This window comes from Zoogloea oleivorans, assembly GCF_008107625.1.
In the GTDB taxonomy this organism is placed as follows: domain Bacteria; phylum Pseudomonadota; class Gammaproteobacteria; order Burkholderiales; family Rhodocyclaceae; genus Zoogloea; species Zoogloea oleivorans.
In genome coordinates this window covers 77,906-90,804 of record NZ_SDKK01000020.1, presented here as the reverse complement: position 1 = coordinate 90,804, position 12,899 = coordinate 77,906, and the positions used below count along the sequence as shown (strand labels likewise).

General features: G+C 64.5%; 14 protein-coding genes and 1 pseudogene. 2 read left to right on the top strand and 13 right to left on the bottom strand.

Annotation, left to right across the window (positions count from 1 at the left end; genetic code table 11):
* Positions 1-156: transposase domain-containing protein (locus ETQ85_RS19095; protein WP_148580669.1), on the top strand; the 156-nt coding region annotated here is incomplete at its 5' end.
* A gap of 102 nt (positions 157-258) precedes the next feature.
* Here the strand turns inward: ETQ85_RS19095 and ETQ85_RS27020 are convergent.
* The 3 genes and pseudogenes from ETQ85_RS27020 to ETQ85_RS26325 form a co-directional block, all read right to left on the bottom strand.
* Positions 259-396, bottom strand: a pseudogene (locus tag ETQ85_RS27020) (DMT family transporter); the annotation flags it as partial.
* A gap of 78 nt (positions 397-474) precedes the next feature.
* The gene (locus ETQ85_RS19085) at positions 475-858 is read right to left on the bottom strand and encodes a DUF6491 family protein (RefSeq protein WP_148580667.1); all 384 of its coding nucleotides are present in this window, start codon (positions 856-858) and stop codon (positions 475-477) included.
* A 102-nt stretch (positions 859-960) separates the two neighbouring features.
* Entirely contained in the window at positions 961-1,107 is a 147-nt protein-coding gene (locus tag ETQ85_RS26325; RefSeq protein WP_187394778.1) for a hypothetical protein, read from the bottom strand.
* Between the two features lie 28 nt (positions 1,108-1,135).
* Here ETQ85_RS26325 and ETQ85_RS19080 point away from each other — a divergent pair, with 28 nt between their 5' ends.
* Complete coding sequence (locus ETQ85_RS19080; protein ID WP_222862214.1) at positions 1,136-1,732, top strand: DUF5610 domain-containing protein; 597 nt, start codon at positions 1,136-1,138, stop codon at positions 1,730-1,732.
* A 36-nt stretch (positions 1,733-1,768) separates the two neighbouring features.
* Here ETQ85_RS19080 and ETQ85_RS19075 read toward each other — a convergent pair whose 3' ends face one another.
* The 10 genes from ETQ85_RS19075 to ETQ85_RS19035 form a co-directional block, all read right to left on the bottom strand.
* Positions 1,769-4,018 carry a xanthine dehydrogenase family protein molybdopterin-binding subunit gene (locus tag ETQ85_RS19075; protein ID WP_148580666.1) on the bottom strand — a complete coding sequence of 750 codons (2,250 nt, stop codon included), beginning with the start codon at positions 4,016-4,018 and terminating at the stop codon, positions 1,769-1,771.
* A complete protein-coding gene (locus tag ETQ85_RS19070) occupies positions 4,015-4,500 on the bottom strand; it encodes a (2Fe-2S)-binding protein (protein ID WP_148580665.1) in 486 nt (161 codons plus the stop codon). The genes ETQ85_RS19075 and ETQ85_RS19070 overlap by 4 nt, the downstream gene beginning before the upstream one ends.
* A 39-nt stretch (positions 4,501-4,539) precedes the next feature.
* A complete protein-coding gene (locus ETQ85_RS19065) occupies positions 4,540-4,902 on the bottom strand; it encodes a c-type cytochrome (RefSeq protein WP_187394777.1) in 363 nt (120 codons plus the stop codon).
* 7 nt (positions 4,903-4,909) lie between these two features.
* The gene (locus ETQ85_RS26320) at positions 4,910-5,314 is read right to left on the bottom strand and encodes a hypothetical protein (RefSeq protein ID WP_187394776.1); all 405 of its coding nucleotides are present in this window, start codon (positions 5,312-5,314) and stop codon (positions 4,910-4,912) included.
* A gap of 20 nt (positions 5,315-5,334) precedes the next feature.
* The gene (locus tag ETQ85_RS19060) at positions 5,335-5,715 is read right to left on the bottom strand and encodes a hypothetical protein (protein ID WP_148580663.1); all 381 of its coding nucleotides are present in this window, start codon (positions 5,713-5,715) and stop codon (positions 5,335-5,337) included.
* Between the two features lie 51 nt (positions 5,716-5,766).
* Entirely contained in the window at positions 5,767-7,212 is a 1,446-nt protein-coding gene (locus tag ETQ85_RS19055; protein WP_148580662.1) for a DUF1501 domain-containing protein, read from the bottom strand.
* Positions 7,213-7,238: 26 nt separating this feature from the next.
* On the bottom strand, positions 7,239-9,692 hold the full coding sequence (locus tag ETQ85_RS19050; RefSeq protein ID WP_222862213.1) for a DUF1549 and DUF1553 domain-containing protein: 2,454 nt from the start codon (positions 9,690-9,692) through the stop codon (positions 7,239-7,241).
* Between the two features lie 327 nt (positions 9,693-10,019).
* A complete protein-coding gene (locus tag ETQ85_RS19045; protein WP_246128822.1) occupies positions 10,020-10,682 on the bottom strand; it encodes a c-type cytochrome in 663 nt (220 codons plus the stop codon).
* 64 nt (positions 10,683-10,746) lie between these two features.
* The gene (locus tag ETQ85_RS19040) at positions 10,747-11,331 is read right to left on the bottom strand and encodes a peroxiredoxin (RefSeq protein ID WP_148580661.1); all 585 of its coding nucleotides are present in this window, start codon (positions 11,329-11,331) and stop codon (positions 10,747-10,749) included.
* Positions 11,332-11,422: 91 nt separating this feature from the next.
* Positions 11,423-12,874, bottom strand: a complete 1,452-nt coding sequence (locus ETQ85_RS19035; RefSeq protein ID WP_187394775.1) for a DUF1501 domain-containing protein — start codon at positions 12,872-12,874, stop codon at positions 11,423-11,425.
* Between the last annotated feature and the right edge of the window lie 25 nt (positions 12,875-12,899).

Here is a 12,899-nt window from a genome sequence, read left to right as displayed (position 1 = left end):
GCGGCTGCCCTGATGAGCCTGATCCAAAGCGCCAAGCTCAACGGGCTCGACCCCTACGAGTACCTGCGTGATGTGCTCACGCGGCTGCCCACACAAAAGGCCAGTCGGATCTCGGAATTACTGCCCCACCGCTGGGCAAGCGTACGCGCTGGCTGAATTCAAAAGAAATTGAAGCGTATTCGTGTCCACGTCGTTCGGCGTGGACACGAATACGCTATTTGGGCTGCCCGGGGGAGATGGGGTGGCCGGACGCTTACACAGGAAGAAGAAGGCCGCCCCGTAGCCCACCGCCACGATCAGGCTCGGCACCAGGCGGCTGAAGCCTTCGGCATTTTTGAGGGCGGACGTTGCCACCACCTCGCAGGCAATAGCCAGACCCAGATAGACGTAATGCATGGACAGGAAATGAGCCGGGGAAAAGTCAAAAGGGGACACCACCGGCCGAAGCTTACATCACGTCCCCGGCCGTCCAGACTAGCGCCGCTGCCGCTTGGGCCCCTCGCTGGCGGTAATCGATGCTATCGGATAAGTCTGCCCGCGCACGACGATGGCGCCGGTATTGTCGAGGATGCCGGACGGGCCGGTGACAAAGCCGAGGTTCTCCGCATAGGCCAGTTGCCGTGATGGCACAACGAGCTTCACCCGGTACCACTTCCGGAAGTTGTCCTGGATCAGCAGCGTGAAGTCATCCACCGGCACCCAGTCGCGGATGCCGCCGTGGTTTACGCCGGGGATGACGAGCTGCGGGGTATCTGCTGCTTCGACCTGACGGGCATCGTCCTCGGCGGCGGCCAGGCCGAGCCAGCCGACAGCCAACCCGAACACAAGGAGCCAGACGAACGAGGTGAGGTGTCGCATGATGCTTTTCCTTTCAGGGAATGCCACAGCCCGACAGGGACACCACCAGCTCGCGGAACTCGGCGCTTGCCGCCGGGGTGCTGCCCAGACGCTTGACGGCCGTCATCTCCGCAGGATGGAGACGGCGATCTCCGGCGGCGTCTTGCTGCCGATGCCAAAGCCGCCGAGGCGAAGTTCGGCGAGAGGAAACAATGAAGACTTGCCGGAACATAAGTAGATGTCCGGATGTCCCACCAGAGTAATCTTCAATCAGCCCCCCCAAGCGGAGTACATCGCCATGCTGGAAGAAGAGGATTCGTTCGCAGTCAATTCCCGTCAGCCGGACATGTCTGATTACACCCGCCCCAAAGTCGCGACACAGACGAATGTCGCCAAAGCGGGGGAATCAACACCCGCTACCGGCGCCGAAACCAAGATCAAGCAGAACGCCGCAATACTGCAGGCCTCGCTCGACGTGTCGCTTCAATCGAAGAACGAGCCGCTGGCTCTGCTGCTGAAGTCGGCGATCAATGGCATCAACGATCTGCTCAAGGCGCAATTCGGCGACAACGCCCTGCAGGAAGCAGCCAGCCAGGACAACACGCCTACGGGCACAGCGGGCCGTATCGTGTCCTTGTCCACAGGCTTTTTCGAAGCCTTCAAGCAGCAGCATCAAGGCGAGGATGCCAACGAGGTGCTGAGCAAATTCATGAGCACCATCCGTAGCGGCTTCGAGCAAGGCGCCCGGGAAGCGCAGGACATCCTGAAGGGCATGGGCGTTCTGTCCGGCGACATTGCCAGCAACATCGACAAAACCCTCGCACTTGTCAATCAGGGCTATGCCGACTTCGAGGCCACCCAGAGGAAAAACCTTTCAGACACCCCTGCGGGCTAGGCCGGAATCTCAGCGGCGCTGCCGCTTGGGAACGACTCAGCCCCAGCGCAAATCGGTGCGCGACAGGGGCAGTTGGCGCACCCGCTTGCCGGTGGCGGCAAAAATCGCGTTGCACACCGCCGGCGCCAGCGGCGGGAAGGCGGGTTCGCCGAGGCCGGTGACCGGATAGTCGGTCTTCACGAAATGCACCTCGATCTTCGCCGGTGCGTCGGAGATGCGGATCAGCGGATAGTCGTTGAAGTTGCCCTGCACCGCGCGGCCGCGTTCGATGTTGATCTCGGGGAACATCAGCGTGCCCAGGCCATCGACGATGGAGCCCTCGACCTGATTCTCGGCACCCGAGAGGTTCACGATCTGCGCGCCGATGTCGGTGGATACCACCACCCGGTCGAGCTTGAGGCTGCCGTCCTTGCCCACCGTCACCTCAGCCACCTGGGCGATATAGCCCCGGTGGCTGAAGTGGAAGGCGATGCCCTGGCCCTGCCCCTTCGGGAGTTTCTTCTTGCCCCAGCCGGCCTTGTCGGCCACGTCCAGCAACACCCGGCGCATGCGGCTGACGTCGTAGGGCACGCCCCGCTCGCCGGTGCCCGACACGATGGCCTTGTCGCCGAGGATTTCGAGGCGGAATTCCAGCGGGTCGCGGCCGGCGGCGTGGGCCAGCTCGTCGATGAAGCTGTGGAAGACCCACGCGAACACGTTGCTGCCCGGCGCCCGCCAGGGGCCCATCGGCACGCCGCATTCGATGGCGGTCTGTTCCAGATGGCAATTGTCGATCCAGCGGCCGGGGAACTCGTCGCCGCTCAGACTGCCGCCGCTGCCGGTTTGCAGGGTGGTCTTGCCGTCGCGGGTGACCGGGTTGGCGAAGGTGACGAAGTGGTTGTGCCAGGCGATCAGCTTGCCCCTGGCATCCGTGCCGCCGCGCAGGAAGTGAAAGCCGCCGGCCCGGAAGTGGTCGTGGCGCAGGTCGTCCTCTCGGCTCCAGGTGAGCTTCACCGGTGCACCGACACGCTGGGCAATGGCCGCCGCCTCAACGATGTAGTCGGCTGACAGGCGCCGGCCGAAGCCGCCACCGCTGCGGGTGATGTGGAGGGTGATCTTCTCTTTGGGCAGGCCGAGGGTGGCGGCCACCAGATCCTGCCCGGCGGCCGGGTTCTGGGTGGGGGCCCACAGTTCCAGCGCGCCGTCACGGAACCAGGCGGTGCAGTTTTGCGGCTCGAAGCTGGCGTGGGAGATGAAGGGGTAGGTGTAGTCGGCCTCGACGGTTTTGGCGGCACCGGCCAGCGCGGCGTTCACGTCGCCGTCCTTGCGCAGCTGGGTGGTGCCGGGCTTTTTGGCCAGCGCCTTCGCCTGGGCCACGAAGCCGGCCCAGCTCTGCCCGCCAAAGCGGCCCTCGTCCCATTCGACCTGCAACTGCTTGCGGGCGCTGAAGGCGGCCCAAGTGGAGTCGGCAAGGATGGCCACGCCGGGCAGCAGCCCGCGCAGATCGTCGGTCCCCTCGATGACGAAGGCGTCCTTCACACCCGGCAGGGCCTTGATGGCGTCCAGGTTGACACGCTTCACCTTGCCACCGAACACCGGCGACTTTTCATACACGGCGTAGAGCATGCCCGGCAGTTTGGTGTCGATGCCGAACAGGGGCTTGCCGGTGACGACGGCGTGGTTGTCCACCCCGCTGATGCGCTTGCCGAGGAGCTTGAAATCCTTCGGGTCTTTCAGCGCCACGGTCTTGGCCTCGGGCACCGGCAGCGTCGCGGCCTTGTCCACCAACTGGCCGTAGCCGAGCTTGCGCTTGCTCGGGCGGTGATGAACGGCGCTGTCGGCGGCGAAGCACTCGGCCGCCGGCACCTTCCAGGTCTGGGCGGCGGCGTCGATCAGCATCGCCCGGGCGGTGGCGCCGAGGCGGCGGAACTCGTCGTAATTGGTGGGCGTGGAGGTAGAGCCACCGGCGCTCTGGCGGCCATAGGCCGGGTCGAGGTCGCCCTGCACGATGCGCACATCCTTCCAGCTGACCTCCAGTTCTTCGGCGATCACCGCCGGCAGCGATGTCTTGATGCCCTGGCCGATTTCCGGCTGCTTGGAGATCAGCGTGACGATGCCGTCACGGCCGATGCGGATGAAGGCGCTGGGCCGGAACTCGGCGCCCGGCGCAGCCGAGGGTTTGGCAACCTGCTCGGCGGCGTTGGTCGTGCCGTTCAGATAGAAGCCAAGAACAAGGCCGCCACTGGCAAGGGCGGATTTGCGCAGGAAGTTGCGGCGGCCGGCGCTAGCGGGTTCAAAGGCGTTCATTTGCTGCCTTTCTTCGGTCCGGCGGCCAGCTGGGCAGCGGCCTGGTGAATGCCGGCGCGGATGCGCAGGTAGGTGCCGCAACGGCACAGGTTGCCGGCCATGGCACCGTCGATTTCCTCGTCGGTGGGCTTGGGGTTCTCTTTCAGCAGGGCGGCGGCGGTCATGATCTGGCCGGCCTGGCAGTAGCCGCACTGGGGTACATCGAGCAGCAGCCAGGCTTTTTGCAGGGGATGCTCGCCCTTGGGGTCGAGGCCTTCGATGGTCGTCACCTGCTTGCGGCCGACGGTGGAGACGGGCGTCATGCACGAGCGGGTGGGCACGCCGTTGAGATGGACGGTACACGCGCCACAATGGCCGGCCCCGCAGCCGAACTTGGTGCCTGGCAAGTCCAGGTTGTCACGCAAAACCCACAACAGGGGCGTGTCCGGCGCCACATCGACGCTGCGGCTCTGCCCGTTGATGGAAAGGGAGTAATTGCTCATGGCGAAGGGTCGATCCTGATGAAGGAAGGGATGACGGTTTTATAGACCGGAAAGGTAATCGGCGAGGGCTTCGATGTCGGCGTCGCCGAGGGCCCTGGCAATGCTGTTCATGATCCCGTCCGGACTGTTGCTGCGGATGCCGGCCTTCCAGTCCTGCAACTGCTTGAGCATGTAGGGCGAAAACTGGCCACCCAGACGCGGGTATTCCGGCACCGTGCTGTTGCCGTCCGGGTTGTGGCATTCCTTGCACACGTTGTCGTCGGACCAGGCCCGGCCGGCAACGGAATCGCCCACGGCGATGCGCGGATTCGGGTGGCTGTCCGCGGCCTGGGCCAGCGCCGTGGCAGCAAAAAACAGGACGCCGAGGGCGTTGCGGATCAGTCGTATCGAAATGGAAGCCATGGATCGCTCAAAGGGACTTGATGGGCTTGAAGCGGTCGTGACAGGCACGGCAGTCGCGGGCGATACCCAGCGCCGACTCGAAGGCCCCGTCAAAATCGCCCTGCGCCGCCTGACGCGCCGCCGCGGCGGCACGCTCGCGTCCGTCGTAGGAGAGCAGCAGCGGATCGTCGTGCTCGCCGCGCGCTTCATAGAAACGCTCCATCAGACCGTAGAAGTGCTCCAGCGCCTTGGCGTCTGCCACTGCGGCCGGTGCATCGTGGCGCTTGAGATGGGTCAGGATGGTCTGGCTGTGACGGTCGATCTTCTGCATCCACACGTCGAACTCGAGGATGCTGCCCGCCGATGTGGCCTGGGCCAGCAGGCTGGCGCCCAGGCCCAGGATCAAGACGGCCCGCCGGATGCTTCGACTCACGGCTTGCGGCTCGCCGGCCATCAATCCTGCTTGTAAACGTTGTGGCAAGTCTTGCAGGCCCGGCCCAGCTCGGCCGAGGCGGCGGCTGCCGAATCGAAATCGTTGGCGGCAACGGTGGTCACGATCTTCGTGGACAGCGCAATGCTCTTTTCCGAGAGCTTCACGCCCTCTTCCGCATCGCCCTTCTTCACGTAGTGATCCACCACTTCCTTGAACATTTTTTCCAGTTCCCGGGCGTCGGCGGTGGCGGTCTTGGCATCCTTCAGGCCGATGGCGGAATCCGCGCTCTTGAAGGTGTCTTCCACGTTGCGCATGAAGTCTTCGTCCACCGCACCCGAGGCAGTGAAGGCGCTGCCGGCGAGAACGGCAGCCAAGGCAAGGTGAGCAAGTTTCTTTTTCATGATCTCTGTGCGGGGCATGTCGGGGGCGAAGAGGCTCGCCTCCGCGGGGTTTTACGTAATGATTTCCTTCACCACGTCGCCGAAGACCGTGGTGGCCTTTTCCTGGCGGCCCTGGTACTGGAAGGTGAGCTTGCGGTGGTCGAGGCCCAGCTGGTACAGCAAGGTGGCCTGCAGGTCGTAGGTATCGACAATGCCGCTGGCGGCGCGCAGGCCGATCTCGTCGGTGGCGCCGTGGGTGTAGCCGGCCTTGATGCCGCCGCCCGCCACCCACGAGGTGAAGCCCCAGGGGTTGTGGTCGCGGCCGTCACCGGTCTGGCCATACGGCGTGCGGCCGAACTCGGAGGTCCACACCACCAGGGTGTCCTTGAGCAAACCCCGGGCTTCCAGGTCGGCGAGCAGGCCGGCGATCGGCTTGTCCACCAGCCTGGCCATGGTGGCGTGGTTCTTCTCGATGTTGTTGTGGGCATCCCAGTCCGGCAGGCTGTCGTCCGGCGAGCCGGAGATCACATGCACGAAGCGCACGCCCTTCTCCACCAGGCGACGGGCACGCAGCAGGTTGGTGCCGTACTCGACGGTGGACTTGTCGTCCAGGCCGTACATGGCCTTGGTGGCCGCCGTCTCCTTGGACAGGTCCACCGCTTCCGGGGCCGAGGTCTGCATGCGGTAGGCCAGATCGTAGGAACGCAGGCGGGCTTCCAGTTCGGTGTCGGCCGGGTAGCGGGCGGCAGTGCGCTGGTTGAGGCTCTTCAGCAGGTCGAGGGTGTTCTTTTGCTCGGTGTCGGAAATGCCGGCCGGGCGATCAAGGTGGAGGATCGGAGAATCACCCTGACGGAAGGCGGTGCCCTGGTACACCGCCGGCAGGAAGCCGGAACTCCAGATCACCTGACCACGACCGCCGCCGCCGGTGCTGCGGCCGTTGGCCAGCACGACGAAGGCCGGCAGGTCGGGGTTACTGGTGCCCAGGCCGTACTGGATCCACGACCCCAGGGCCGGGCGACCCGGCACCAGGCCGCTGGTGTGCAGCTTGAGCGAGGCGATGACGTGGGTCGAGCCTTCGGTCTTGCTGCCCTTCAGGAAGCAGATCTTGTCGGCGTGGGCCGCCAGATTCGGCACCAGGTCGGAGAACCACGCGCCGCTCTGGCCGTGCTGCTTCCAGGTGCGCTTGGTCGCGTAAAGGGCGCCGACGCCGCCGTCGGTGGCCGTCTTGAGGTTCTTCGAGAACGAATCCGGCAGCGGCTGGCCGTGCAGCTTGACGAGGTCCGGCTTGTAGTCGAACAGATCGAGCGTGGACGGCGCGCCGGCCATGTGCAGCCAGATCACCGCCTTGGCCTGCGGCGCGTGGTGCGGCTGCTTGGGCGCCAGCGGGTCGAGAAACTCGGCAGCCTGCACCGAGGAGATGAAGCCGCCGCCCGGCAGCAGGCCGCTGAAGGCGTAGGCACCGATACCGTAGCCAGCATTGACGAGGAAGCGCCGACGGGCGTTTTGATCGTTGGTCATTGTTGTGTCCTTGTTCTCTGGGGGCCTTACAGGCGATAGAGGAATTCGTTGGAATTGACCACGGCGTGCACCAGCTCGACAAAAGCAGCGCTGCGGGCCGGGTTGGCCTTGGCGGCCGACCCTGCGGATGCGCCAGCGCCTTCGTCATCCGATGCGGCCTTGGCGGTCTTGATCTGCTGGGTGTCCAGGTAGGACAGCAAGGTGGCGCGCTCGAACTTGTCGGGCGTACGGCCGTAGAGGGTCTTGAACAGGCCTTCAAGCTTTTCCTTCACGGCGCCGGCGTCTTTTGCACCAATCGGTGCAACGGCCTTCTTGCCGCTGGCGAGCTGCGTACCGACGAGCTTTTCCTGCTTGTCGAGGAAGCTCAACAGGCTTTCCTTCTCGCTCTTGTCGGGCGTGCGGCCAAAGGCGATCTGGTACAGGCGGTCGAGACGGGCCGACTCGCTCTCGCCGGCTTCGCGGATCACCCGGCCGGCCAGGGCCTTGGACCACTCGAAGACCAGGTCGCTGTTGGCCAGGGCCAGGGCTTGCGGCGCAGTGGTGGTGACTTCACGACGGCCATGCACGAGCTGCGGGTTGGCCCAGTCGAAGGTGTCGAGCAGCGGGTACGGCGTGTTGCGGCGCACGAAGATGTAGGCGCTGCGACGATGCTGGTCGGCCTGGCTGTCGGAGACTTTCCACGCGTTGCGGTTGTCGAAGTTGGCCGGAACCGGCGGATACACCGACGGGCCACCCACCTTTTCTTCGAGCAGGCCGGCGGCGTAGAGCAGCGAATCGCGAATCTGCTCGGCGTCCAGGCGCTGACGCGGGAAGTAGGCCAGCAGCTTGTTTTCCGGGTCGATGCTGACCAGCTCTTCGCGGTGATCGGACGACTGGCGATAGACGCTGGAAAGGAGGATTTCCTTCTGCAGCTTCTTCACGCTCCAGCCGTTCTTGACGAAGCTGTCGGCCAGGTAGTCGAGCAGCGCCGGATTGACCGGCTTCTGGCCCATCTTGCCGAAGTCATTGACCGTATCGACCAGGCCGCGGCCGAAGTACTGGTTCCACACCCGGTTCACCAGCACCCGCGAGGTGAGCGGGTTGCTGTCGCTGGCGATCCAGCCGGCAATGGCCGTGCGACGACCGGACGAGGTGGCGGTGGGCACGATCTTCGGCGACTCGGCCGACAGGGCCGACGGCAGGCCCGGCTGGACTTCTTCGAGCTTGCGGTCGTAGATGCCCTTGAACAGCACGTGAGTCGGGGGTGACTCGCTGCTGCCCAGTTCGGTGGCGGTGGAGATGTAGCCCGGGTCCTTCGGCTTGAGCGAGTCGAACTTCTTGAGTTCGGCGCTCAGCTTTTCAAACTCGGCGTACTGGGCCTTGTCCTTCTCCTTCATCTGGTTGGCCGCGTTGCGGGTGCGGCCGGACATGGTCCACAGGTTGCGGTGGTAGATCCAGCGATCGTAGGCGTTGCGGTCCTTCTCGGGCTTGGTGATCGACTCGCGGGTCTCGGGCACGAAGCCGAGCACGCGGTCGGCCTCGGCCTTTTCGATGTAGGGCTTGAGCAGCGCATCCTGCCTGGCGCGGATGTCCTTGGTCGCTTCTTCCCACTTGGCCTGACGGGTCGAAAAGTCGGACAGATCCTTGCCGGTGAGGGGCGTGACGTCGTCGCGGAAGCTGGTGTTCGCGAAGTAGGCCTGGAGCTGGTAGTACTCCTTCTGCGTGAACTTGTCGAACTTGTGGTTGTGGCACTGGGCGCAGTTGGCCGTGGTGGCCAGGAACACCGAACTGATGGTGTCGGCAAGGTCGTTGCCGATCTCCTGCTTCTTCAGATTCAGGTCGCGGGCGTTGATCTCGTCCGGAAAGTTGCGCAGGAAACCGGTGGCCACCAGGGCGTCCTTGCGGTCGGGCCACAGTTCGTCGCCGGCCAGTTGTTCCTTGATGAAGGTGTTGTAGGGCTTGTCGTCGTTGAAGGCCTTGATGACATAGTCCCGGTAACGCCACATGTTGGGCCGGGTGCCGTCGGTGTTGTAGCCGTCGCTGTCGGCGTGGCGGGTCAGGTCGAGCCAGCGACGGCCCCAACGCTCGCCGTAGCGGGACGAGGCAAGCAGGCGGTCGACGAGCTTTTCGTAGGCGTTGGGCGACTTGTCATTGACGAAGGCCTTGACCTCTTCCGGGGTCGGGATGATGCCCCAGGTGTCCAGCGTGACCCGGCGGATCAGCGTGGCCCGGTCGGCATCGGGCGAGGGCTTGATGTCTTTCGCTTCGAGCTGCGCCAGCACCAGTGCGTCGATCGGCGAACGGACCCACTTGGCGTCCTTCACGGCAGGCGTCGCCGGGCGGGCGACGGGCTGGTAAGCCCAGTGCGGCTGACTCTGGCTGCCACGCCTGGGGGCGACCTCGACGGCACTGGTCTCGGCGGCAACAACGGCCACCGACTCAAGCGCCATCACACCGCTCAGGCTCCAGACTACGGCAAGGTAGGCTGCTTTTCTTTTCATCTTCTCTACTCCTGTGGATTCACCTGGAACACCGCTGGCGCTCCGTTCCGCCGCCAGTGCTAAACGCCAACTGGCTCTGGAGAAGAAACAGCAGATTCCGTGCCGACCCCACAGGCGTTGATTCGAAAGACATGGGAAATAAAATCAAGCATTTGAATTTGAAAAACAAATTCAACGTTATTTCAACGCCTTCCAGGTCCAGCCGGGGTCTTTTCAATGCCATGCAACCAGGCCGACTGTTGCCAGCCCAGCAAGCGGATAAACGGCCGTGCTGCGGCACCAACAGTTCGTCAGCAGCCCGGCACCGGCCACCTGAACGGAATGCGCTCAGGGCAGCCCCGAAAGGTAGTCGCTCAAGGCACGAATATCCTGGTCGGTGAGCGGGCGGATCACCGTGTTCATGACACCGTCGCGGCTGTTGCTGCGCTCGCCACTGCGCCAGTCGAGCAGTTGCTTCTCCAGGTAGCGCCACTCCTGCCCGCCAATCAGCGGCGATTCGGCCCCCAGCCCGGCCAGCCCCTTGCCGCCCGGGCCATGGCAGGTGATGCAGGCCGTTACGCCCCGCGCCGGATCGCCCTTTTCGTAGAGCGCCCTGCCCGCCGCGCTGTCACCCGTTCCATCGCCCTTCATCGGCGTGCGGCTGGCAAAGTAGGCGGCAATGTCGACGATGTCTGCTGGATCCACCGTTCTGGCCATCATGCTCATCACGTCATGCTTGCGCGCGCCGCTGCGAAAGTTGTCGAGCTGCTTGATGATGTACGCCGCCGACTGCCCGGCCAGCTTGGGGTGACGCCCCTCGGAACTGGCGCTCTGCCCGAAACCGTGACCGTCCGCCCCGTGGCACTCCTGGCAACGCTCGTCCTCCGACTTGAGCGCTCCACGCTGCGGATCGCCCCTGGCGACAGCCACGGCAGCCGCCTTCCCCTTCCCGGCCTGGGCCATGACCGGCGCAGACAGGACGAGCGCTGCCAGCAGCAGCGCCAGGACCACGCCTCCCAAACAACTCACCGGGGCCTGGCCCCTTCCTCGCAAACCCCTCATCGGCAAATCGACCTCAGCGGCGGGCCGACGCCAGACGGGTTACGGTTTCGAGGGCTTTTTCCACGTTGGCCACCGGGGCGACCCCCCCGATGGTGGCGGCGACCTTGCCGTCGGGCTTGATGACGTAGGTCACCCGATCCACGCGGCCATGGTCGATGTCATTGCCCTTGCTGTCCTTGCGACCGGCCGGCGTGTCGACCACGGCCAGGTCGAAAGAGCGGGCGATCTTGCCGTCCGGGTCGGAGGCCACCGCCACTTTGCCGGCGCAGTATTCGGGGTCGGCCGAGAAGGCATTCAGACGCCCGATGCTGTCGAGGGACACGCCAATCACCGTGGCACCGGCCGCGGCAAATTTGTCGATATTTTCGGCAAAGGTGTGAGCCTGCAGATTGCAGCCGCCGGTAAAGGCCGACGGATAGAAATAGACCACCACCGGCCCCTTTTTCAGGGCGTCCTTGAAGGTGTAATTGAAGGCCTTGCCGGCCAGGGAGGCCTGGGCGCTGAAGTCCGGCGCCTTGTCGCCCTCATTCAGGGCGGCCAGGGAGGGCGTGGCAAACAGGGCAGACAGCAAAAGAGCGGGAACAAGCGCGCGGTTCATCAAAGTCATTTCCTCAGCATTTCTTGTTTTGTATTCGGAAAAGCAGGAATCGCTTGCGGCGCAGGGCCCGAAGCGATTCCTGCATCCCTTATCAGGCCAGGATTTCCTTCACGACCTTGCCATACACCACGGTCGGGCGTTCCGAACGGCCGTTGTTGATGAAGGTGGTCTTGAGGTGATCAAGGCCGAGCAGGTGCAGCACCGTGGCGTGCAGGTCGTAGGTATCCACGGCCTTGTCCTTGTCGGCTACCTGCACACCCAGCTCGTCCGTCTCGCCGAAGGTGTAGCCGGCCTTCACGCCGCCGCCCGCCACCCACTGGGTGTAACCCCACGGATTGTGGTCGCGGCCGGTACCGCTCTCGCCCCACGGGGTGCGGGAGAACTCGGAGGCCCACACCACCAGCGTCGAATCGAGCAGGCCGAGGGTCTTGAGATCAGCCAGCAGGCCGGCGATGGGCTTGTCCACCATGCGTGCCTGGGTGGCGTGGTTGCCGTCCAGGTCACTGTGGGCGTCCCAGCTGCGCCGCTCGTTATCCTGCACGTTGCTCGGATAGCCGGACACCACCTGGATGAAGCGAACGCCCCGCTCCACCAGGCGACGGGCACGCAGCAACACCTTGCCGTAGCTTTCGCTCGTCGGGTCGTCGATGCCGTAGAGCTTGAGCGTGGCTTCGGACTCCTTCGACAGATCGACCGCTTCCGGCGCGGCCTTCTGCATGCGGTCAGCCAGTTCGTAGGATTCGAGACGGGCCCGCAGTTCGGTGTCGTTCGGACGACGATCGCCGCCGAGCTTGTTGAGATGCTTCAGCAGATCCAGCGAGGCCCGCTGCTGGTCGGCGGAACGCAGGTCCGGACGCTCGAGGTAGAGAATCGGCGAATCGCTGGGCCGGAAGGCCGTGCCCTGATAAACCGCCGGCAGGAAGCCGGAGCTCCAGTTCACCGAGCCGGCGCTGGGTTCCTGCTCGCCGTTGTAGAGCACCACGTAGGACGGCAGGTCCGGGTTGAGGGAACCCAGCGCGTAATTGATCCACGCCCCGAGGGACGGGCGGCCCGGGTTCAGATCGCCCGTGTTGAGCTTCAGGATCGAGATGTCGTGGGTCGCGCCAACAGTCACGCTCGACTTGATGAAGGCCAGCTTGTCGGCCTGCTGGGCCAGGTTGGGCAGCAGTTCGGAGAACCACGCACCGCTCTCGCCGTACTGCTTGAAGGTGCGCTTGTTGGACGCAAAAAGCTTGTTCACCCCGCCCTGGGTGGAGGTCTTGATGCCTTTCAGGAAGGACGCCGGCACCGGCTGGCCGGCCAGCTTGAAGAGCTCCGGCTTGTAGTCATACAGGTCCAGCGTGGAAGGCGCGCCGTTCTGGTGGAGCCAGATCACCGATTTGACCTTGCCCGGAAAGTGCGGCTGCTTGGCGGCCAGCGGGTCGATCAATTCGGCCGCCGTGGCGGCATTGATGTAGCCCACGCCCGGGATGAAGCCGCTGGCGGCAACACCGCCTACACCCAGCCCGGCCTTGAGAAGAAAGTCGCGACGGTTGGTACTCATGATCGGTTTTCCTTATTTCGAATAA

Coding starts and splice junctions, on each gene's coding strand:
- ETQ85_RS19085 (WP_148580667.1), bottom strand. CDS start 858: ATGCGACACCTCACCTCGTTCGTCTGGCTCCTTGTGTTCGGGTTGGCT.
- ETQ85_RS19080 (WP_222862214.1), top strand. CDS start 1,136: ATGCTGGAAGAAGAGGATTCGTTCGCAGTCAATTCCCGTCAGCCGGAC.
- ETQ85_RS19075 (WP_148580666.1), bottom strand. CDS start 4,018: ATGAACGCCTTTGAACCCGCTAGCGCCGGCCGCCGCAACTTCCTGCGC.
- ETQ85_RS19070 (WP_148580665.1), bottom strand. CDS start 4,500: ATGAGCAATTACTCCCTTTCCATCAACGGGCAGAGCCGCAGCGTCGAT.
- ETQ85_RS19065 (WP_187394777.1), bottom strand. CDS start 4,902: ATGGCTTCCATTTCGATACGACTGATCCGCAACGCCCTCGGCGTCCTG.
- ETQ85_RS19060 (WP_148580663.1), bottom strand. CDS start 5,715: ATGAAAAAGAAACTTGCTCACCTTGCCTTGGCTGCCGTTCTCGCCGGC.
- ETQ85_RS19055 (WP_148580662.1), bottom strand. CDS start 7,212: ATGACCAACGATCAAAACGCCCGTCGGCGCTTCCTCGTCAATGCTGGC.
- ETQ85_RS19050 (WP_222862213.1), bottom strand. CDS start 9,692: ATGAAAAGAAAAGCAGCCTACCTTGCCGTAGTCTGGAGCCTGAGCGGT.
- ETQ85_RS19040 (WP_148580661.1), bottom strand. CDS start 11,331: ATGAACCGCGCGCTTGTTCCCGCTCTTTTGCTGTCTGCCCTGTTTGCC.
- ETQ85_RS19035 (WP_187394775.1), bottom strand. CDS start 12,874: ATGAGTACCAACCGTCGCGACTTTCTTCTCAAGGCCGGGCTGGGTGTA.